We start from the raw sequence: 20,885 nt of genomic DNA, 5'->3' as shown, positions 1-20,885 counted from the left end.
TAAGCTTTTACTAACTTGGACTCGAACTATAAACTTCCATTAGAATGAAATCTCCATTACTTCTATTATCTGCAGTTTGGTCTCTAGCATCCAAATCATTAAAATGCCACCATTCCGAAGCTAAGGGTGTAAGACCTGCTTCCGTAGCATATTTTTGTAACAACTTAGCTGCATCATTCATTGAAACTGTATATGTTGCATGCTTCCATGCTGTAGCATTACTCGAGGTGACTGGAGTAGTAAATATAGCCGACTTTCCGCTCAACTCATGAATTTGTGAAGGCATATCATACTCGGTAAATTCCGTAATATTATTTACTTTGTATTCACCTATTAATATTTCTTTTTTTGTAATCACCTTTACTAAACTAATATCTGCTCCATATCCCACTTGATGATTTGAAACACCATCCGTAATAAACCAAGATATTCCCCATGGCGGATCATTAATTCCTTTCATAACTGATGAATCATTTTTGGCTAATTTAGATAATCCTTTGACTACAGCTTTTTGGGTAGAATATGGCCTAAATCCCTCATGAAATTTTAGTGACTTCCCTTCAGACATTGCATTTTGTTGGGCTTTATATATTTTTTTTGACATTGAATATAAAACTGGCATGATAAACTCGTCTTTTTTTAGCCTTTTATTATATGTTTTGCCCCAATACAAGGCTCTTCCCGTAATATTAGGAATAGATTTTTCAGAGGAAGTAAATTTTGAAGAATAAGTATTGGTATTATCATAAATAATAGACGGGATGACATCTGGAAGATTAATAAAACAATATTTATTTGGCAACCATCCCGTTATATCTCCTCGTCTAATTAACCACCACTCCCCTTCTTCTCTTAAGATCTCAAAAGCAGTACCTGCCTCTAATAAATTAATAGTATTAGAATCTACAATGGGAGAAGCTTTTAATTCTAAACTAATAGATGTATATCCTGTGGAACCATCAACAGGTAGTTCAAGCTCTCCTTTATACGTAATACCTATTATGTTTTTAGTGTAATTGCTCTTTTTAGAGTTTGAATCATTAGCATTATCTTTTTCATTGGTTGGAGGTGCCTCATTATTAGTAATATTTTCACTATTATTAACACATGCTGTCAATAATACAATTATCATTGATAACAGAAATATAGGCATTTTATTTAATTTTCTATATCTTTTCATGATCACTCTCCTCCTCGTTTTATTAAATAGAAATATAATATTTTAAAATATATAATAATAACAAATGAAGTGGATAAAAAAAGTAGAATCCCCATTTGAAAACCTTTGATTTTCTGCCTTGCTTACCATTATATAAAGCCAATAACGGAATTACTAATAAGAAACCAAGGCGAAAAACAGAATTGAGCCCTGACGTATAAATGCCAGGAATAGCATATAGAAAAATTCCAATTAATACAAAATTAAGAATCTGTAGCTGAAACCTTCCCCTAAATATACCAAAAAACATTATCCATAGAACACCTATATAATTCCAATCAGCCATCCAGGCAAGGAGACAGCATAAAGCAACAAACATAACTTTATCAAACACTGATATACTAGGCTTTTGTACAATAGTCAGAGCTACTAGCCCTAAGAATAGAGTCCAAATTACACTTGTTCCTTGAAACCATGAAATCCCAAAATACATAACAAATGGAAAGTGTGAAATTACGGCAAAAATAAATAGTCGTTTTAAATATTTTTTTACGTTTGAAGTATAGAAATACCCTTCGGCTATTAAGTAAAATATTATTGGAGCTGCTAGTCTGCCAATAGTACGTAAAATAAGTTCCAAGGTAGTGCCTGAGGGTACAAAGCCAACTGCGATATGGTCCACAACCATAGAAAGAATAGCTATGAGCTTAAGAACGTTTGAATTAACTAACTTTAAATTTTCACTCTGCATACTATCTACTCCAATTCCCTCTATTAAATTAATTTTCTTATTTTGAATTCAAAATAACTATTAGATGTTAAAAACTACGTGTTTCACCAGTGAGTATTTAATTTCAAGTAAATTTATCAATAAATAATGCAGAATCCATGGATAAATCCAATTGGCTAGTTTAGAAAAGGAAAATAGGAAAAAATTAGTTTCTAATTCCAATATTTATAGGGATAAGACCAAATTAGGAAATATCATCAGGAATACCGAACTCACAGAAGTGGAATAACTAAAAAAATCAGGACTTTAAAATTTCTAAGTGAACTCCCAGAAGTAGTTAAGTAGTTTACTAATTCTTTGGTATGCAACCCGAGTCATAACTTGATAGTTTGAGATAGATAAGGAATTGAGTGGATAATACTTGGTCATGCTTATCTATCCATAGCTAAAATACCTATAATTAAATAAAAAAAACACAAAGGGTTTCCCTTTGTGTTTCAAGCACACTTTTTTTAAAAATTACTTTGCAAACCTGTGATTACCAATTCTTACGGTAACTTCTTTTGTTAGAATCCACTCACTTTTTGCTGTTTGAGGATTGTAAAAATACAGGGATCCACTCCCTTTCCCTCTATATGCTACTGCCTCATCTACTGCTCTATAATCTATAGTGGTTGGATTATTATTTATTTTGCCATTTTGAACTGGAGAAAAAGCATAATAGCCATTTGAACGTTCATAAATTACTTCTCTTATTGTTTTTGGGAAAAGGTCACTATCTACACGATTTAAAACTACAGTCGCTACTGCAACTTTTCCAGCATAAGGTTCTCCCTGTGCTTCGGCAAAAACCAATTGAGCTAATAAAGTTCTTTCGCTTGCAGTAATTGGTTCTGGTAAACTTAATCGTTGTCCTACATTTAATTTATTATCTTTTAAATTATTTGCTATTTGAATAGATTCTATAGGAACTCCACTTTGCTGACTTATTTTCCACAGAGTATCTCCTGATTTTACTGTGTAAAGAGACGCTGCTTCTGTATTTACTCCAAAAAAGGATGACAATAATATTACTAGAAACACAGAAAATAAAAATTTACTCGATTTCATACAAACCTCTTAATATTAATGTCCACAGGAATCATATTATCAACGAAACTATCTATTTACTACCTCCAATATTTTCAAATTCACTTTTAGTCGATAGTATAAAGGTTTTTTAAATGTGGCACATGTTTCCACTTGCACAATTACACTTATAATAAATCAAGAACCTTTTACCTCAATCATACTTTAAGGAAAGAGCTTGACTCCCCATTTGTTTCCACGCATCTATAAAAGGACCTAATGGTTCTTTTTTGTTTTTTTCACCACTAATGGGATCATTAAAATATACAAAAGATTGATCATATCCTGTAATTAACACAGAATGTTCTTTATATGTTATTTTAACTTTTCCATTTGGCGTCTCCCATTCTTGAAAGGAAGAGTTAGGCAATTTTTTATAGGTTGTATTGGTTATTATCCACACAGGCTTGTCGTTTGAAAGATATAATTTTAGTTCCTCAAACTGTTTCCCTGTTAGATTAACTATTTTGTTTGGTAAATACTCTTCCGCCAACTTTATTATAGGTTTGTGATAAACTCCATAGCCTGGTTTACTATAAGAATACATATCTCCAATGTATCCATCATTTGGATCTCCCCAATGTATCATTCCATTTTTGGTTGATAATGGGGTCTTATCTTTTTTTATTTTTTTAGCAAGTTCCATTTTATCTGTTTTAACTTGATAATATTGTAAGAACATTGCTAAACTAGTCACTTCACAGCCCCTAGGTAACTCAGGAAACTGTTTTATTATAGGTGCATCTAGTAAAATTTCCTTCTTAATTGTATCAACTTTTTTAGATGGTTGATTTACTTCCTTAATGATGTCCTCAACTTCTTTAGGCTCTTCTTCTCCCTTTTTCATCATAAATTCCGGTAGTGGTATATCTACAATTACTTCTTTACGTAATATCCTCTTTAGTTTGCCATTATCAATACTAAATAAAGAAAATAGTATAATTAAATATAAAGTAGTAAGAGAAATTATAACTATATTAGTTCTTTTTACAAGTAATATTATTAAAACACTTGTAATCAACAAACTTATCATAATTAAGATAATAAACTGAAGTTTCATCGCTATTCTCCTAATAAATTTATAAATTAATAACTTAGTAATTTAAGTTTATAATCAAATCATCAAAAAAGTATGGAGAAAGAATGTTATCTTAAATCTGCACAATTTCTTCAATAATGACTTCTATAATAGAAAAAAATATTATTCAAGAGAAATTAAAAAGGTGTGGAAATGACTGTGTATAAAAGGAGAATTTATAATAATGGACAAATTGCTGTTCCTAAAAAATTACAGAAACAGTTGAACTTTAATGCTGGAGACCTTTTATTTATATATATACTAGACAAATCCATCATAATAAAAGCAAACCATGATAATAAAGATTTAAATCAATGTTATTTAAGTGGAAATCGTATTTCTATACCCAAGGAAATAAGAAATATACTGGGAATAACAAGTGATACACCACTTATTATGGGTATTACAGATGATAAAAATGGAATTTTTATAAAGATTGAATTATAATACAATAAATTTTTATCCTTCAATTTTTTCTTAATCATTGAGAAAACAAAAAAGAACACCTTAAGTGAAATCAAAACTAAGGTGTTCTTTTTTATATTACATATATCATCATTTAGGCGAAAGTTCATTTAGTTTCCTATGCAATTCCCTATTTTCATTTTCTAATTTAATGACTCTTTTATCTAATTTATTATTATTCCTATTATGACTATGTCCTCCATGACTTTTCATCATAAATAACATCATAATTGGACATACAAGTACTAGCAAAATAGATAACCATTCCATTTTTATCACTCCTTTACTTTTTATTAGAATAATGTTAAAACAAGGATTTTTTATCGAGAAATTATGAACATATTTTTAACTTTCATTTTTATTGAGTAGCTAATTTTAATGTTGCTAAATTTTCTCGCATTACCGAAAAGTAATCATCTCCTTTTTTTATTTCTTTATTTGTTAGACCTTCAATGGGATTTAATGTTAAAGATTTTGCACCAATAGTATCTTTAACTGTTTCTGCTACTTTTGGACTTACTAAAGTTTCAAATAATATATAATTTATTTGCCGTTCATTAGCAAAACTTATTAATTCTTTAAGCTTTTTAGGAGATGGCTCATCGGATGGAGAAATTCCTGTAATCGCTATTTGTTCCAATCCATATCTATTAGTCAAATAACCAAATGCATTGTGCGAAACTATTACTTCTTTTCGAATAGGATTAGATAATGCTTCAGTATATTCTGAATTTAATTCATCAAAGTTAACAGCAATTTTGTTAAAGTTCTCTTCATAAACAACTTTTCCATCTGGGTCCAGTTTAATTAGCTCTTCCTTAATAACTTCAGCTATTTGCTTAGCTCGTATAGGATCTAGCCAAAAATGGGGATCGTATGTTTTATCTTCCTGGCCTTCTTTATCATTTGGTTCCGTACTCTCACCAGTTTCTCTTAAAGTCAATAAATCAACATATTCACTAGAATTAATAATCTTTTTATCTTTCGTATCAATACTTTTTATCGTATCTGTTACCCAACTTTCATACCCAGCACCATTGTATATAAATAAATCAACTTCATTTAGATTTGCCAAATCTTTTGGTGATGGTTCATAATCATGTGGCTCAATACCCGGTTGCACAAGATTTATAACTTTAGCTCGGTCCCCTGCTATCTTAGTTGTAAAATCATATAAAGGGTAAAAGCTGGTCATTATTTTTAAACTTTCATCAGCAGTTTTTTCATTTGTGTTTTGGTTGTTATTACAAGCAGCCAAAAAAATAACCGATACAACAAACAAGATAAAAATTTTACTTTTAAACATGGTTTCTCCTCCAAGATTCAATCTTTAAAGTAAGTAATTCTAAAAAAAACATTAACCTAATTAACACTTCTTTAATCAAGTTAATGTTTAAAATAATTTAATTGTATGATTGGATTGATGATTTATATTGAAATATAATCGAGTGGGTTAATAGCATTCGATTTGGATGTATTCCACTGACCTTTATGAAGTTCAAAATGCAAATGCTGACCAAAAGATTGTCCAGTGTTCCCCATAATTCCTACTTGTTGCCCTTTGGAAACAGGTTCCCCTGTCTTAACTACTCTACTATCCATGTGCGCATAAACAGTTGTATAGACCTGACCATTAATTGAGTGAGAGATAAAGACTACATTACCGTAACTTGTGGAATAATAAGATCTACTAACAACCCCATTAGCAGCAGCTACAATTGGCACATCAGCACTGTTAGCAATATCTATACCAGCATGAAACTTGTTCCATCTTTCACCAAGGGTGGATGTTAATCGTCCTTGAGCTGGAGTTGTCCATACCCCTTTGGTCTTTTTAGAAACATTTGTGTTCGCTTTAATACTACTAGAAGTACTTTTTGCTTCATTTTCTTTTTTAGTAGCTACTTGAGTTTTCTTCTCAGATTCTATTTTTATAGCTTTTTCGATAGCTTTCTTTTGAGAATCAAGTAATGAATTTTGTTCTTCTAAACTTAGTTTTTCATTTTCTAAATCTTCTTCTTTGTCCTTTAGAGATTGCATAATATCATCTTTATTTTTCTTTTGTATATCTAATTCGCTTTTTAGTTTCTTTTGAGACTCGCCATAATTTTCAAGTTTCACTAACAGATCTTTTGCTTCATTTTCCTTATCTTCTAACACTTTTTTATCATCCATATGTTGTTGGATTAAATCCTGATCTGCAGTAATTATTGTTGTTACCGCACCCGCTCTATCTAAAAAATCACTAAAACTCTGTGAGCCTATTAAAACATCCAAATAGTTAATAGTCCCAATCTCTTGATAAGATCGAGCCCTTTCTTTTAACAACTCTTCGCGTTGTTTTATTCGTTCCTTAAGAGTTTTTATTTCTTCATTTAATTTTTGAATTTTTATATTTGCATTTTTTATATTTTCATCATTTTCGCGTATTTTACTATTCGTTTCTGTTATTAACATATCTAAACGTTTAATCTCATCATTTATTTTATCTTGTTCTGTTTTTATGTTATCAAGCTCTTCCTCTGCTTGTTCTAAACCATCTTGGACTTTACTACGATTTTCTAGTATATTGAGTTTTTTATTTTGTAAATCTTCCTCAGAAGATGCTAATGCAATAGAAGTGGTATTAGTTAATGCCAATGAGGCAGCAATTCCGAACGTTATGACAGATGTCTTAATCAATAATTTACTCATTCGTATGTCCTTTCTGTATCAATCTCTAGTAACAAGCAAAATTATAACATCACTTTTTGTCGAATTTGGAGATGAAAAATATTACAATTTCATTTCATTGTAATATTCTGATAAAATTCAAGGAGTAATTTACCACTAAAAAGTTCATAATAAAACTTTATTCATTATTAACATTGGTTGGTGAATTACATGGTATAACTACCTGCATAATTTCTTCATATAATTGCAGTATTATAAAAAATATAAGAAAAATCAGGTGAGCTAATGAGAAAACTTTCCATAAAACTAGGGATTCTATTTTTCATAATCATTTTTGGACTAGAAGCATTTATGTTTTCTTATCTTCATAGTTCTTTAGTTAATGTGAGAATTGAGGAAGAGCTATCCGCTTTACAAGCAAGAGGTAATTCTCATAGAGATATTCTAGAGAAACATTTTGAAGAAGATTCCATTAGTCACGTTATTTTAATGGAATCAGAAGCTTTAACAGACGTAGTAATTGTTAATCAAAAAGGTGATGTTTTGGGAACATCATTTGACAATGATAATTTCAAGAAATATTTAATTCAACAAAAAACGGAACTAAAGAGTGAGGGGAAAGTTGTAGAAGATGACTGGAAAAATAAACCTTACATTATTACTTTAAGTCCGATAATGCAAAAAAATGAAACAATAGGTTATGTCTATATGTACCAAGAAACAGCATCCATTCATGCTTTAATTGGAAGGTTAAATGAACATTTTGTTCTTGCTGGTATAATTGCCCTTCTTTTAACTTTTGTTGTGATTGTACTTCTTACTAGAGCATTGACTAAACCACTCGTAAAGATGAAGGAAGCGACTTATCAAATAAGTAAAGGTAATTTTTTAGTGGATCTCCCAAGGACAAGTAATGATGAGTTAGGTGAACTAGCAGTTTCCATAAAAGAATTAGCTAGAGACTTAAATTTCTTAAAGAAAGAAAGAAATGATTTTTTAGCAAGCATTTCCCATGAACTTAGAACACCATTGACTTATATAAAGGGTTACGCAGATATTTCTCTAAGAAAAAATATTGAAGAAGAAGAAAAAGAAAAGTACTTACAAATTATTGTAGAAGAATCGAATAGACTTTCTTCTTTAATAGAGGACTTATTTGAATTAGCCAAGATTGATAAAAATACATTTCTCATTCAGAAACAACAAATAAATTTAGATGAACTATTAGGAAAACTACAAATAAAAATGTTTCCCGCCTTTAAAGAAAAAGAAATTGATTTAACAATTTTTTGTCCTAAAACCACTTCTTTCTTTGGAGACCCAGCAAGAATGGAACAAATTCTATTCAACTTATTGGATAATGCTATGAAGTATTCACCAAAGAAGAGCAAAGTAGAAGTTATGGTTAAATTCAGAAAAAAAGAAACGGAAATAACGATAAAGGATAATGGAAAAGGAATACCGGAGGAAGATCTACCTTATATTTTTAATCGTTTTTACCGTGTTGATAAATCAAGAACAAGGTCACTAGGTGGATATGGCCTAGGATTATCGATTGTCCAAGAATTGGTTCAAGCACAAGAAGGAACAATAAGAGTGGAGAGTAAGCTTAATATCGGAACTACATTTATTCTATCTTTTAAAAATCTTGGAGGGGAAATCAAATGAAAAGCATCTTAATTGTAGATGATGAACAGCAAATGCTTGATTTAATTGCTCTATATTTATCACCACTAGGCTATAATTGCAAAAAAATAAGTTCTGCGATGGATGCTTTACTTTATTTAGAATCGAATACCGTTGATCTTATTTTATTAGATTTAATGATGCCTGAAATGGATGGCTGGGAAGCATGTATAGAAATAAAAAAATACTGGGACACTCCAATTATAATGCTTACTGCAAGAACAGATAAAAAGGATGTTGTAAAAGGCTTAAATACAGGGGCCGATGATTATATATCCAAACCTTTTGATGGGGAGGAACTTGTTGCTAGAATAGAAGCAGTATTAAGAAGAAAAGGTAATAGGTCGGAACTAATACAGTTTGACGGTCTAACCTTAGATCAAGAGTCCTTTGAATTACACTATCATATGAAGAATATATCTCTTACTCCTAAGGAATTTGCACTCATGAAGCTTTTTCTCCAAAACCATAATAAGGTGTTCACAAGAGATCATCTTATACACTCCATATGGGGGCATGGGGTAGAAACAGAAGATAGAACTATAGATTCTCATATAAGAAACTTGCGTGATAAACTTAGGAAGGCTGGTTTTCCATCAGAGGAATATTTATTAACAGTATGGGGCGTAGGATACAAGTGGATTGGAAAAGAATCTGATTGAAGAACCTCTTTATAGAGTATTTACCAGGAAATCCTATAATAATAGCCGCTGTCACTATAATTGCAAATATTATAATAGCAATTTTTGGAGTTCTTCCTAGTGCTTTTCTTACTACTATAAATATTATTTATTTTGATATAAAATTAGCAATTATTATTTCAATAATTGGTGAATCATTAGGTGCTATAGTAAGTTTTATCTTATATCGTAAAGGGTTAAATCGCTTTACCACTAAGTCTAAGAAAAAAAGTCACTTCTTAAAAAAGTTACAAAGCACAACTGAATTTAAAGCCGTAATACTTATAATCCTGTTAAGAATTCTTCCTTTTATTCCTTCGGGTGCAGTGACATTAACCGCAGCATTAAGTAGCATTAGAATTATCCCTTTTACTATAGCTAGTACAATAGGAAAAATTCCATCGCTTCTAATTGAAGTTTATTCCATTAATAAGGTATTCAGTATCAATTCATCTGGATGGAAAGAGACAATAATATACACCTCGCTAATCCTGTTATTACTATATATTTTAAAGTATTTTAGAAACAAAAGGAAATTAAAGCAATAAGTTAAAAATGGAGATAAAGACACTTATCATATAAAAAACAACAAAAATAGGCTTCCGAAAACCAGGAGCCTATTTTTCATCTTACATTATCTCACTTTTTTAAATTCCTTCCTTCTTCTATACCAGAATAATAGGACAGCGGCAATAAAGAATATCAAAGAAATTACTTGTGCAACACGTAAGTTAGCTGTAAGCATTAAGCTATCCGTTCTTAACCCCTCAATAAAAAACCTACCAAAAGAATACCACATTATATAACCTAAAAATAGTTCTCCTTTTTTAAGGGTAATAATTCTTCTAATAACAATTAATAAAATAAATCCAAGAATATTCCATAAGGATTCATACAAAAAAGTGGGTTGATAGTATGAACCGTCAATATACATTTGATTAATAATAATATCCGGCAAATTTAAATTCTCCAGAAAATCTCTAGTAACCTTGCCTCCGTGAGCTTCCTGGTTCATAAAGTTCCCCCAACGCCCTATTGCCTGACCTAGTATTAGACTAGGCGCTGCAATATCAGCCAATTGCCAAAAGGATAAACCTTTCTTTTTTGCAAAAAACCAAGCAGTTAATGACCCTCCAATAATAGCTCCATGTATGGCAATACCACCTTCCCATATTGCAATGATATCCCCTGGGTTTTCTGAGTAATATTCCCACTTAAATAAAACATAATAAATTCGCGCACTAAGAATGGAAATAGGTATAGCCCATAATAAAAGATCCGAAAAAGTGTCTTTAGGTAGTCCTTGTCTTTTAGATTCTTGGGTAGCAAGAATCCAACCAAGAAGTAAACCAGCTCCAATAATTATGCCATACCAATAGACAGTGAAAGTTCCAAACTCAAAAGCCACTCTATTAAGCGGTTGAATATTCTCCACAAAGATTCACCTCGTTTTTATTTTTAGTTAATAAATTTTTTTAACTTTCAGGTATCTTCTTCCTTCTTATACAAAGAAAATACGTCATGCTGATTGCGAACACACTTAACCAGAAAGTAAAATAGCCTATTTGCGGAATATAATTGTCTAATACGCTGTATCTTGGCATCATTTTAAATAGATAATCAATCACATCATTATGAAGAGTCCAAATTGCAGCAACTACTAAATGCCAACCTTTTATTTTATAGGAATTTTTATATAGTAAACCTTGGATTGCCATTGCTCCATGGGAAAAAATCAGCATGTAACTAGACCAATCTAAATAACCTATTTCTATCAGAACTAATAAATTCATTACAACTGCCCATATTCCATATTTCATTAGTGTTACTATAGCTAGTGCCTCAAACAGAGGTAAATTAGTTTTCAAAAATAAAGCAATTAATACAAAAACAAAAAACAAACTAGCTGTTGGGCTATCAGGAACAAAAATTAGATATTTATTAGGTGTAACTGATAGTTGGCCTCCATACCATATAAATCCATATAACGTGCCTATAATATTAACAGCTAACAGAATAAACAATACCTTTCTATTTGTAAGTATTAAAGTAAAATTCAAATGATTCACTTCCTTTCCAATAGGTTATTATCATTAATTAGCAGTAAAATGCGGCCTTTTAAAGGCCGCATTTTACCCTGTTTTATATCATTTATTCTGGCTGATTATTAGCATTTTCATCTGGAGTAAAATTAGGCTGAAATCCTTTATATTTAACCATTGTTACCATACCTGCAGAAGCATGATGTAAATCATGGCAATGGAATAGCCAATTCCCAGGGTTATCAGCTTTGAAAGCTATCTCATACTCATCACCGGGTTCTAGATTTACAGTATCTTTAACAATTGATGCACCCTCAAGTTTTTTACCGTTTTTACTTAAAATTTGAAAAGATGTACCATGTAAATGCATAGGATGGTCTTCACCATTAGAGTTATTGACAATCTTTACTTTTACAAGGTCACCTTCTTTAACCATAATATTTTCTGTATTAGGGAAAGCTTTTCCATTAATTGTGTAAGCCATATTATTATCTAATACTTCTGTATTTAGGTTCATTGTATATTCAACATCATACTTCTGATTTAGAGTGAACTTACCGTCTTTTGAAGAACCATAATTTGTGTATGTGAACTCTGGAAGTTCTATATCCTGATTCGGTTTGTCTGTAGATAAGGAACTACCTTCATATTGTAATTTCACTTTCATTCCAGCTGTTCCTTCCATATTTCCATGACACTCCAGATACCATTCTCCTGGGTTATCTGCTACAAACTCAATATCATACCGTTCACCTGGCGATATAGAGATTAACTGATTTTCTATTACTTCAGGGTTTTCTATTTCTTGCCCATCAACCGCAACTACCTTAAATTTCTGACCATGCAAATGCATTTTGTGTGTCATATACCCGATATTAGCTAAACGGAGTCTTACCGTCTCACCCTCCTTCAATTTTAAAGGCTCAATACTCTCACCACTTTTCCCATTGATTGTAAAGATGTCATATGCGCTCATATCATCCATCGTCATGCTTGCGCCATCATTACTCGAATCCATATCCATACCTTCCATTTCATCACTTTCACCCATGTCCATACCTTCCATATCGCTCATATCCATACCTTCCTCTGGATTACTCATCCATTCGTCGAGCATTAACGTATAATCACGATCGTATGTTTTTTCTTTGGGTTCAACAATTAAGGCACCATATAGACCTTTATCAAGTTGATTAACACCGTCTTGATGAGTGTGATACATATAAGTACCAGGAGTTTGAGGTGTAAACTCATAAGTAAATGTCTCACCTGGTTGTACAGCATTTTGAGTAACTCCAGGTATACCATCCATATTATTTGGTAGAACAATACCGTGCCAATGTATAGTTACAGGGTCGGGAAGTTCATTTATCAAGTTGATTTTTACTTTTTCCCCTTGCTTTACACGAATTTGAGAACCTGGTACCGAACCATTAAAAGTCCAAGCATCTACACTAATATCTTTTGTTAATTGATGAGTTGCCTCTTTTGCGACAATGGTAAACTCATTCCCTTTTAAGATTTCTGTCTCAGTTGTTTCTTCTGAAGAAATCTTCTCAGCCTGATTTTCAACATCTGCTCGATTTATACTCTCGTTTTGTTTATTTGAGCATGCTGAAAGGATTAATAATAGGAATCCAATTAATGCTAGTATTTTTAATTTCATACTCTCTCCTCACTTTCATGAATTATGATATTAAAAATAATTGAAGATTTTATGCATTTTATATGAACAAAAGTTCATAAATTTTAGAAGTTATAGTCTAACAATAACTAGAATGTAAAGGTAGAAATATAAAACAGCAACAAAAATGCAACAGTAGTTGCCCCTAAATAAAACAAACAACCTGCAGATTATTTGCAGGTTGTTTTTATCCATTTATTTATCTAATAGGTCTCCATTTGCGAAGAAATAATGTATTTCCTACAACGGACACGGAGCTAAAAGCCATAGCACCACCGGCGAGTATTGGATTTAATAATCCAATGGCTGCAACCGGTATGAGGATGATATTATATGCAAATGCCCAAAACAAATTCTGGCGTATTTTTCTCATCGTTGATTTGGACAGAAGAATTATATCGACTATCCCCATTAAATCCCCGCGCATTAGCGTAATGTCCGCTGCCTCCATTGCAACGTCTGTACCAGTTCCAATTGCAATTCCTACATCAGCAGCAGCAAGTGCCGGAGCATCATTAATTCCATCTCCAACCATCGCAACAACTTTTCCTTCTTTCTTTAGTTTTTCTACCTCGGCAGATTTATCTTCTGGCAGAACTTCTGCAAGCACTCGGTCTACACCAACCTGGTTGGCAATTGCTTCTGCTGTAAGTCGATTGTCCCCCGTAATCATTATGACTTCAATTCCTAATTTCTTTAAAGCCTTAATGGCATCCGAGGATGTTTCTTTAACAGTATCTGCTACAGCAATTATGGCTGCTAGACTGTCATCAATAGCCATAAGCATAGCAGTTTTTCCTTCACCTTCGAATTTTTCCATAGTATCAATAGAAGCATTAATATTTACATTATTTTGGGCCATAAGCTTTTTATTACCGATTAATATGTTTTGATTATTGATACTAACTTCAATCCCATGCCCTGGAATAGCATTAAAATTGTTAGCTTTTAATAAATCTATTCCTTTTTCTGTTGCACTGTTAACAATTGCCTCTCCAAGTGGATGTTCCGAACCTTTTTCAGCAGTTGCAGCAATTTGTAATATTTCATCTTTAGAAAGGTTACCGTAAGGAACAATATCTGTTACATCAGGTTCACCCTTAGTAATAGTACCGGTTTTATCTAACACTACAGTTGTTACTCGCTGTGAGTTTTGAAGGTGTTCAGCACCTTTTATAAGTAGTCCATTTTCAGCACCTTTACCAGTACCTACCATAACAGCAGTTGGCGTTGCTAATCCCAATGCACACGGACATGCAATAACAAGTACAGCAATAGTACTAACTAAAGCCGGGGTAAATCCAACAAGTGCGAATGTAATACCAAAAGTAGCTAGAGCTATCACAATGACAATAGGAACAAATACTGCTGAAATTTTATCTGCAACTTGCTGAATTGGCGCTTTGGATCCTTGAGCTTCTTCTACTAGCTTAACAATTTGAGAAAGGGCAGTATCTTTCCCAACTTTCGTTGCCTGGAATTTAAATGAACCATGTTTATTCATAGTGGCACCAATAACATTATCCCCAGCTTTTTTACCTACAGGCATACTTTCCCCTGTTAACATGGATTCATCAACTGTTGTATTTCCTTCTATAATTATTCCGTCAACTGGTATTTTTTCGCCTACCCGAACAATAATAAGTTCTCCTGTTTGAACATCTTCTAGTGGTATATCTATTTCTACACCATTTCGAATAACTCTAGCCGTTTTTGCCTGTAAACCCATTAATTTTTTTATGGCTTCTGAGGTTTGACCTTTAGCCCTTATTTCAAGTAGCTTTCCTAATACAATTAGAGTCATAACTATAGCTGCTGCTTCAAAATAAAGATATTGCCCAGTTCCCATTATAGTAACAACTAAACTGTATAAATAGGCTGCAGACGTTCCTAGTACTACTAGGACAGCCATATTAGCACTACCTCCCCGAACTGAGTTATAAGCATCGCGGTAATAATGACCCCCAACATAAAATTGAACTACAGTGGCTAGTAAAAATTGAATCCAAGGATTTAAGTGAAAGAACCCTCCATTTCCGTACTCCATCATAAAATCTGATATCATCATGACTAAAAAAGGTATGGATAAAATGGCACCAACAATAAATTTTATTTTTTGCTTTCTATAAGCTTTTTCTCGAGTACTCTGTTCATAATCTCCTTCATTTTCACTAACTAATTTTGCATCGTAGCCAGCTTTCCTTACCATATTAACTAATTGATCTACATTGGTACTTCCAGGGATATATTCAACACTAGCTTTCTCTGTAGCGAGGTTAACATTAGCATTTTTTACTCCGTCTACCTTATTCAATACTTTCTCAATACGAGTAGCACATGCAGCGCATGTCATACCTATAATATTTAAATTTACTTTTTCTTGTTCAACCCCATACCCTGTTTTGTTAACTTTTTCAATTATCTCTTCAATTGATACTTGCGAAGGATTATAGGTCACTGCTGCCTTTTCAGTAGCAAGATTTACATTTGCTTTTTGAACACCTTGCACTTTTGATATGTTTTTTTCGATTCTAGTAGCACATGCAGCACATGTCATTCCAGTAATATTTAGTGAAACACTTTCATTATCATTAGTATTAGGTTTAGGCTGTGCTAATGAGCGATTATCTGTTTCCATTTTATACCCTCCTATAACTTTCGATTTACCGTTATCAAACATTTTCTTAATGTTACACAAACTAGAGTTTATATTCTTATTTAATTTGTCATAAAACATTTATACCCTACGGGGGTATAAATGTTTTATAAAGAGAGGGCAACCGTTATTTTAAAACGTTCGCCCTTGTTGCATTATTGTACATCATAACCTTGATCATCGATTGTTTCCTTAATTTTATCTAATGTTAATACTTCTTTATCAAACTCTACAAGAACAGTTCCGGTTCCAAGGTCAACTTTTACATTTGATACACCATTGAGCTTACCTAAATTGCCTTCAATTGAGTTAACGCAATGATTACAAGACATACCTTGAACATTTAAAGTTACTTTTTCCATATTTATCTTCTCCTTTTACTTTTTCATTAATTTTTGTATTGTAATTAATACTTCATCTACTACTTCTAGGTCACCTTCTTGAATACGCTCAACAACACACTCTTTCAAATGGCCCTCAAGTAAAATTTTTGCAACACTATTCATAGCTGCTTGTGTCGCAGAAATTTGAGTTATAACATCATCACAATAAGTATCTTTCTCTATTAATCCTTTTATACCTCGTATTTGACCTTCAATCCGATTTAACCTGGTGATAAGATTTTGTTTAACCTTATTGGAGTGATGGCTTTTTCGCTCACTTGAAGTGGAACAATGAGTTTCCTCTAAAGATTCATCATTATCTAAAACGGATGCCATTAACTATTTCACCTCCACAAGCACATTATAGTATACCCCCGTATCCTATGTAAAGCCTAAATTTAAATTTTTCCTTTTTTCTTCTCTGTTTACTAATTATTATGTTTAACAATCATGTATTTTTGCTAAAAAAATTCAAATACATATGCAATATACAAAGCATTTAAGTGGATAATATATAAAAAAGTACGCTCTGAAAACCGTTTAAAGCGTACCCTTTCATTAAATTTTATTGTTAAACATTAGTATGTGCATTTAATTCTGATGTCAAACAAATTTCCTTGTGATGGTATCCGATTAATATATTACTAAAACCGTTTAAATCTTTTGCATCCATGAAATTGACAAAAATTCCATTATATACTGAATGTCCTACTTCCTCTTCATAAATCTGTACATCCTTGTTATTATTGGGTATCTCTATTTTATCTGGAATATCAACCAGATTCCAATTTTTACTTGTCTTTTTATTGTCACTTATAAGAACTACTTCCTTTAATTTTTCTTCACTATTAACTGCTGTATTTGTTTTTTCACTTAGAGTGGACATACATCCTGCTAAGATAATGATGATAAATGAAAGAAGTGTTGTTATTATTACCCGTTTAACTTTCATTCTCTTTACTCCATTCGATTATTTTACTTGCTTAATATAGATTAAAACATTGAAGAAAGTGTGGATTTTTTATCTAACACAAAATAAAGTGTTTTACAGTAACCAACTAGCTACTAAAAGCTAATTAATTATTTACTTCCTCTACTTCTCTATAATACTCACTAAACACCTCGGCAAATTCATCAACCGTGTTGAAAAGTTCCTGCTGCTTATTATCCACCCCTCCAAATTCTAAGAGGATAGAATTACTTGATAAATCTTGATTATATACCCCATTCCCTTCATCTTTACTTTTCACAAAGACTCCCCTACTAATTCCAGGAATATCATTTTCTAATCTTTCATTTAGATCTTTTGCCAATTTGAGATTTCGTTCATAGTTTTTATTTTCCTTTCCAACTACAAAGAATAATCTTGCATATTCAATACCATTAAACTCTAACGTAGTAATCTTTCTTGCCTGTGAATCCCTATGTATATCAATAAGATAAACTAAAGACTTTTCCTTAGTAGTAGCTTCTTGGACGATTTCTCTTGTTAAACTATAGGATTGAGCGTAACTCCAACCCTTTTTTTTAAGTTCTGCTGTTACATTGGTAGTACTATGTTCAGCTCCTATCCCCCTCTCTAATAATTCATTTTGCAATTGGGTACCCACTTGGATTACATTTTTCTTTTCGTCCAAACTAGACGCCTGATTTGGATCTGTAATACCTGAAAGTTGTGGTAAAAATGCTTCCCAACTATGAGAATGGTATATATATACAACATTTTTATTAGAAGCTTCGTTCTTTGGAGATTCTATTTTGTCTTCATTGGAACTGCTATTATTTTCATTTGTAAGAATATCCTCATTAGGAGGCGGAGACTCTATTGGTAGCGTTGCTAGATTAGTCCCTTTCCCTGCAATAGCTATCTCAGTATTAAATTGCGAAAATCCTACTAATTCTCTTCCTAAAAAAGTCCTTATATCTTCAGGCCAAATATTTGAAGTAAGCCAAACTACGCCGTTTAAAATAGATGGTTTTTTAATTTCTTCGTTAACATCTGATAGTTGAAACTGTCCAATTTCAAATAAAGAAGAAAGAATATCTGCATCTAGTTGCTTAGTAGAAACAGAAACAATGTCTGATGAAAGTTTTATATCTGATTTCAGATAATTTATTAGGAAAATACTAAAATACATGACAATAATAATAGCTAGTAGATAACCATTTAATATTCGTATCATAATTTGACCTCCCTATTTGATAGTGGTATCTACATATTTATATGTAATAGTTTCATCAGTAGTCTGCATGTTTTCTGCACATTCAAAGAGACAGGTATTTTAAAGATTATATAAAAAATGGCTACTCATTATGGTAGCCATTTTTAAAAGTTTCAATATTCTTCTGTTATAATAGGGCTTCCAATTGTTAAATTATAAGTGTCTTGAAGCTCTTTATTTGTCCTTATACCAAATTGAATGTTAAATTTGTTTTTTTTATTACTAGATAAATAATCCTTCCACGACTTGTTATAAGCAGTAATTGAAACAAAATCATCTTCAACTAATTTTTCAATAGAGTTTGCTGTAAATTTTTTCAAAAGTAGCGTTGAAATTTGTTTAATATTTTCTTTCTTTCTTACTAAAGCCTTAACAGTAAAAAAGTAGTTTTCTTTCTCATCTAGTGATTTCAAAACATTTTGGTATTCCTCTTTATTCCAATCTGTGCTTTTATAACTATAAGTTTCTAAAATGTTATATTTATCATTTTCATTATATGCAGTTAAGGTAATTAACTGCTGGATATTTTGGTCTTTTAATGTACCAGTTAACTTAATATGATGATTTTTATCTTTCTCAACTTCCCAATTAAACTGTTGATATTTTTTCTTTAATTCAGATTCTCTTTGATAATATATATTTAATGAAGTATTACTCTTCTTTTCTTTTTTCGTGTAGATAGACCATTGAGAAATATCAGCATTAATTGATTGAAGATTAACTATGGTTTTTAATAATTTATCCTCTTTTCCAGAAACCTTATAATTAAAATAAAAAAATAAAGAAATTAAAAGGACAGAAGCAGTTATATAGATAATTGTTTTCTTCATAAAATATCCCCCTTTAGTTTCATAGTGTCCTATATTAATTACTTTTATACCTTAATATCTTTTAATCTATAAAATTAAGTAAACTAGAAAAATATAAAAAAGGTAATAGAGTCGCTCTATTACCTTTTCTATCAAAGACGTTCTTTGATCTGATCTATTCCAATTCGGTTAACAAATTTATAAAACTTTTCTCTTTTCTTTCCTTCATTAATATATAATTCTAATATTTCCTCAACCTTTCTATATATTTCCTCTGGTGAAAGTTCCTTCATTAATAATGTTCCTATTTCTGCATCTTTTCCAGTTGCTTTACCTCCTATATAGAGGGAGTAAGTATCTTTTATTTTCATTATTCCTATATCGTTAACTAATGGTTCACCACAACCAACAGGACAACCAGTATATGCAGCTTTTAAGGTAAATGGTACCTCTCTCCCTGCAATTATTCTGTTCAATTCCTGTGCTATAGGCATCCCTTCTTCCTCAGACCCTTTACAAAAATTACATGTACGTAAGCTTTTTACATAATTACCTACAGGATAACAACTTAATCCACTCAGTCTAAATTCCTGCATAATTTCAGTAGCATTACTTTGGGGAATCTCCAAGTATATTTGTTGAAAGGTAGTTAATTCTACCTCTTGATCCTCATCTAAATATTTAGCCAAAAGCGCTAATTGTTTTGCATTTAATTTAGCTCCAAACTGGATACCACCGTTGACTGCAATTTTTATCTTTTCAACGCTCATATTTTCCAACTCCCACATTATTATAAATGTAAAAAAGGCTACCAAAAGATAGCCTTTTTTATTATTCTACTGGAGATAATTCACTTTCCGTAATCCATTGGTGGTTCGTTACTTTTTCTCCACCTGTGGTTGGGGTATAATCTACCATATAAACCGTTGTTTTTTCTGCTGAATCGATTGTAGCCTTTGCCCCCTTCATGCCTTCCATATGGTCTGCGTTGACTATAACTTCTGTACCTGGCTCAATTGCTTCATCTCCAGCGTCTTCAATTTCCTCTTGAGTTACCCATTTATGATTTGTTACTTTTTCTCCACCGGTTGTTGGAGTATATGAAATTGTGTAAACAATTGTATCGTAAGCACCTACGATTGTCGCTTCTGCTCCATCCATACCTTTCATATGGTCTGCATTGATTATTGCATTACTTCCAACCTCATATTTAGGATTTTCAGCGACTTTTAGACCCTCAGGAACTTCTCCTGAACCCGACATATCCATGCCTTCCATATCATGAGAAGACATATCCATTCCCTCTTCACTTTTGTTTGAGCTATTTTCGTTGTTATTGTTTGAACAAGCAGCTAATAATAAGACCAATAGTGTTAAGATTAGACTGCTTTTCATGAAAGTTTTTTTCTTCATTTGAATTCTCCTTTTTTTCTTGTTCAACAATTAGATGTTCCTCATAAAAATATGAAAAATATTTATTGGTATATTGA

General features: G+C 31.8%; 22 protein-coding genes. 4 read left to right on the top strand and 18 right to left on the bottom strand.

Going from position 1 to position 20,885, the window contains the following annotated elements; translation table 11 throughout:
• Window positions 1–10 precede the first annotated feature (10 nt).
• The 4 genes from NCCP28_RS17345 to NCCP28_RS17330 all read right to left on the bottom strand — a co-directional run bounded on the left by NCCP28_RS17345 (window position 11) and on the right by NCCP28_RS17330 (window position 4,077).
• A complete protein-coding gene (locus NCCP28_RS17345) occupies window positions 11–1,180 on the bottom strand; it encodes a M15 family metallopeptidase (protein WP_182103143.1) in 1,170 nt (389 codons plus the stop codon).
• A gap of 22 nt (window positions 1,181–1,202) precedes the next feature.
• On the bottom strand, window positions 1,203–1,910 hold the full coding sequence (locus NCCP28_RS17340) for a TraX family protein (RefSeq protein WP_182103144.1): 708 nt from the start codon (window positions 1,908–1,910) through the stop codon (window positions 1,203–1,205).
• Between the two features lie 498 nt (window positions 1,911–2,408).
• A complete protein-coding gene (locus NCCP28_RS17335) occupies window positions 2,409–2,999 on the bottom strand; it encodes a cell wall hydrolase (RefSeq protein ID WP_182103145.1) in 591 nt (196 codons plus the stop codon).
• A gap of 172 nt (window positions 3,000–3,171) precedes the next feature.
• A complete protein-coding gene (locus NCCP28_RS17330) occupies window positions 3,172–4,077 on the bottom strand; it encodes a C39 family peptidase (RefSeq protein ID WP_182103146.1) in 906 nt (301 codons plus the stop codon).
• 171 nt (window positions 4,078–4,248) lie between these two features.
• On the opposite strand from NCCP28_RS17330, the gene NCCP28_RS17325 reads away from it, so the two are divergent.
• Window positions 4,249–4,542: an AbrB/MazE/SpoVT family DNA-binding domain-containing protein gene (locus tag NCCP28_RS17325; RefSeq protein ID WP_182103147.1), complete on the top strand. Its 294-nt coding sequence runs from the start codon at window positions 4,249–4,251 to the stop codon at window positions 4,540–4,542.
• Window positions 4,543–4,650: 108 nt separating this feature from the next.
• Here the strand turns inward: NCCP28_RS17325 and NCCP28_RS17320 are convergent, their stop codons facing one another.
• From NCCP28_RS17320 to NCCP28_RS17310, 3 genes are all read right to left on the bottom strand, one after another.
• Window positions 4,651–4,830, bottom strand: coding sequence for a DUF2933 domain-containing protein (locus NCCP28_RS17320; protein ID WP_016204430.1), 180 nt, complete (start codon window positions 4,828–4,830; stop codon window positions 4,651–4,653).
• 88 nt (window positions 4,831–4,918) lie between these two features.
• Window positions 4,919–5,866: a metal ABC transporter solute-binding protein, Zn/Mn family gene (locus tag NCCP28_RS17315; RefSeq protein ID WP_248562652.1), complete on the bottom strand. Its 948-nt coding sequence runs from the start codon at window positions 5,864–5,866 to the stop codon at window positions 4,919–4,921.
• Window positions 5,867–5,988: 122 nt separating this feature from the next.
• Complete coding sequence (locus tag NCCP28_RS17310) at window positions 5,989–7,254, bottom strand: murein hydrolase activator EnvC family protein (protein ID WP_248562651.1); 1,266 nt, start codon at window positions 7,252–7,254, stop codon at window positions 5,989–5,991.
• Between the two features lie 264 nt (window positions 7,255–7,518).
• On the opposite strand from NCCP28_RS17310, the gene NCCP28_RS17305 reads away from it, so the two are divergent.
• From NCCP28_RS17305 to NCCP28_RS17295, 3 genes are read left to right on the top strand one after another with little or no spacing between them, the layout of a single operon-like run.
• Window positions 7,519–8,901: a sensor histidine kinase gene (locus tag NCCP28_RS17305; RefSeq protein WP_248562650.1), complete on the top strand. Its 1,383-nt coding sequence runs from the start codon at window positions 7,519–7,521 to the stop codon at window positions 8,899–8,901.
• Window positions 8,898–9,581, top strand: coding sequence for a response regulator transcription factor (locus NCCP28_RS17300; RefSeq protein ID WP_248562649.1), 684 nt, complete (start codon window positions 8,898–8,900; stop codon window positions 9,579–9,581). The genes NCCP28_RS17305 and NCCP28_RS17300 overlap by 4 nt, the downstream gene beginning before the upstream one ends.
• Window positions 9,578–10,147 carry a VTT domain-containing protein gene (locus NCCP28_RS17295; RefSeq protein ID WP_248562648.1) on the top strand — a complete coding sequence of 190 codons (570 nt, stop codon included), beginning with the start codon at window positions 9,578–9,580 and terminating at the stop codon, window positions 10,145–10,147. Before NCCP28_RS17300 ends, NCCP28_RS17295 begins: the two co-directional genes overlap by 4 nt.
• An 86-nt stretch (window positions 10,148–10,233) precedes the next feature.
• Here the strand turns inward: NCCP28_RS17295 and lgt are convergent, their stop codons facing one another.
• The 11 genes from lgt to NCCP28_RS17240 all read right to left on the bottom strand — a co-directional run bounded on the left by lgt (window position 10,234) and on the right by NCCP28_RS17240 (window position 20,808).
• Window positions 10,234–11,034: a prolipoprotein diacylglyceryl transferase gene (lgt, locus tag NCCP28_RS17290; RefSeq protein WP_220459912.1), complete on the bottom strand. Its 801-nt coding sequence runs from the start codon at window positions 11,032–11,034 to the stop codon at window positions 10,234–10,236.
• 40 nt (window positions 11,035–11,074) lie between these two features.
• Window positions 11,075–11,659: a lipoprotein heptaprenylglyceryl N-acetyltransferase LhaT gene (gene lhaT, locus NCCP28_RS17285; RefSeq protein WP_248562647.1), complete on the bottom strand. Its 585-nt coding sequence runs from the start codon at window positions 11,657–11,659 to the stop codon at window positions 11,075–11,077.
• A gap of 91 nt (window positions 11,660–11,750) precedes the next feature.
• A complete protein-coding gene (locus tag NCCP28_RS17280) occupies window positions 11,751–13,307 on the bottom strand; it encodes a multicopper oxidase family protein (RefSeq protein ID WP_182103153.1) in 1,557 nt (518 codons plus the stop codon).
• Window positions 13,308–13,524: 217 nt separating this feature from the next.
• Window positions 13,525–15,963 (bottom strand): heavy metal translocating P-type ATPase, encoded by a 2,439-nt coding sequence (locus NCCP28_RS17275; RefSeq protein ID WP_182103154.1) that lies wholly within the window; start codon window positions 15,961–15,963, stop codon window positions 13,525–13,527.
• 173 nt (window positions 15,964–16,136) lie between these two features.
• Window positions 16,137–16,343 (bottom strand): copper chaperone CopZ, encoded by a 207-nt coding sequence (gene copZ / locus NCCP28_RS17270; RefSeq protein WP_182103155.1) that lies wholly within the window; start codon window positions 16,341–16,343, stop codon window positions 16,137–16,139.
• 15 nt (window positions 16,344–16,358) lie between these two features.
• A complete protein-coding gene (locus NCCP28_RS17265) occupies window positions 16,359–16,700 on the bottom strand; it encodes a metal-sensitive transcriptional regulator (RefSeq protein ID WP_016204441.1) in 342 nt (113 codons plus the stop codon).
• Window positions 16,701–16,935: 235 nt separating this feature from the next.
• A complete protein-coding gene (locus NCCP28_RS17260; RefSeq protein WP_182103156.1) occupies window positions 16,936–17,316 on the bottom strand; it encodes a hypothetical protein in 381 nt (126 codons plus the stop codon).
• 124 nt (window positions 17,317–17,440) lie between these two features.
• Window positions 17,441–18,547 (bottom strand): stage II sporulation protein P, encoded by a 1,107-nt coding sequence (spoIIP, locus tag NCCP28_RS17255; protein ID WP_182103157.1) that lies wholly within the window; start codon window positions 18,545–18,547, stop codon window positions 17,441–17,443.
• 152 nt (window positions 18,548–18,699) lie between these two features.
• Window positions 18,700–19,416, bottom strand: a complete 717-nt coding sequence (locus NCCP28_RS17250) for a YwmB family TATA-box binding protein (RefSeq protein WP_016204444.1) — start codon at window positions 19,414–19,416, stop codon at window positions 18,700–18,702.
• 131 nt (window positions 19,417–19,547) lie between these two features.
• Window positions 19,548–20,165 (bottom strand): NAD(P)/FAD-dependent oxidoreductase, encoded by a 618-nt coding sequence (locus NCCP28_RS17245; RefSeq protein ID WP_182104100.1) that lies wholly within the window; start codon window positions 20,163–20,165, stop codon window positions 19,548–19,550.
• 61 nt (window positions 20,166–20,226) lie between these two features.
• Window positions 20,227–20,808: a YdhK family protein gene (locus NCCP28_RS17240; protein ID WP_248562696.1), complete on the bottom strand. Its 582-nt coding sequence runs from the start codon at window positions 20,806–20,808 to the stop codon at window positions 20,227–20,229.
• Window positions 20,809–20,885 lie beyond the last annotated feature (77 nt).

The sequence above is a fragment of the Niallia sp. NCCP-28 genome (genome assembly GCF_023168165.1).
GTDB lineage: Bacteria > Bacillota > Bacilli > Bacillales > Cytobacillaceae > Niallia.
Note: the sequence above shows the minus strand (reverse complement) of the source record. Positions and strands in the feature narration are given on the sequence as shown.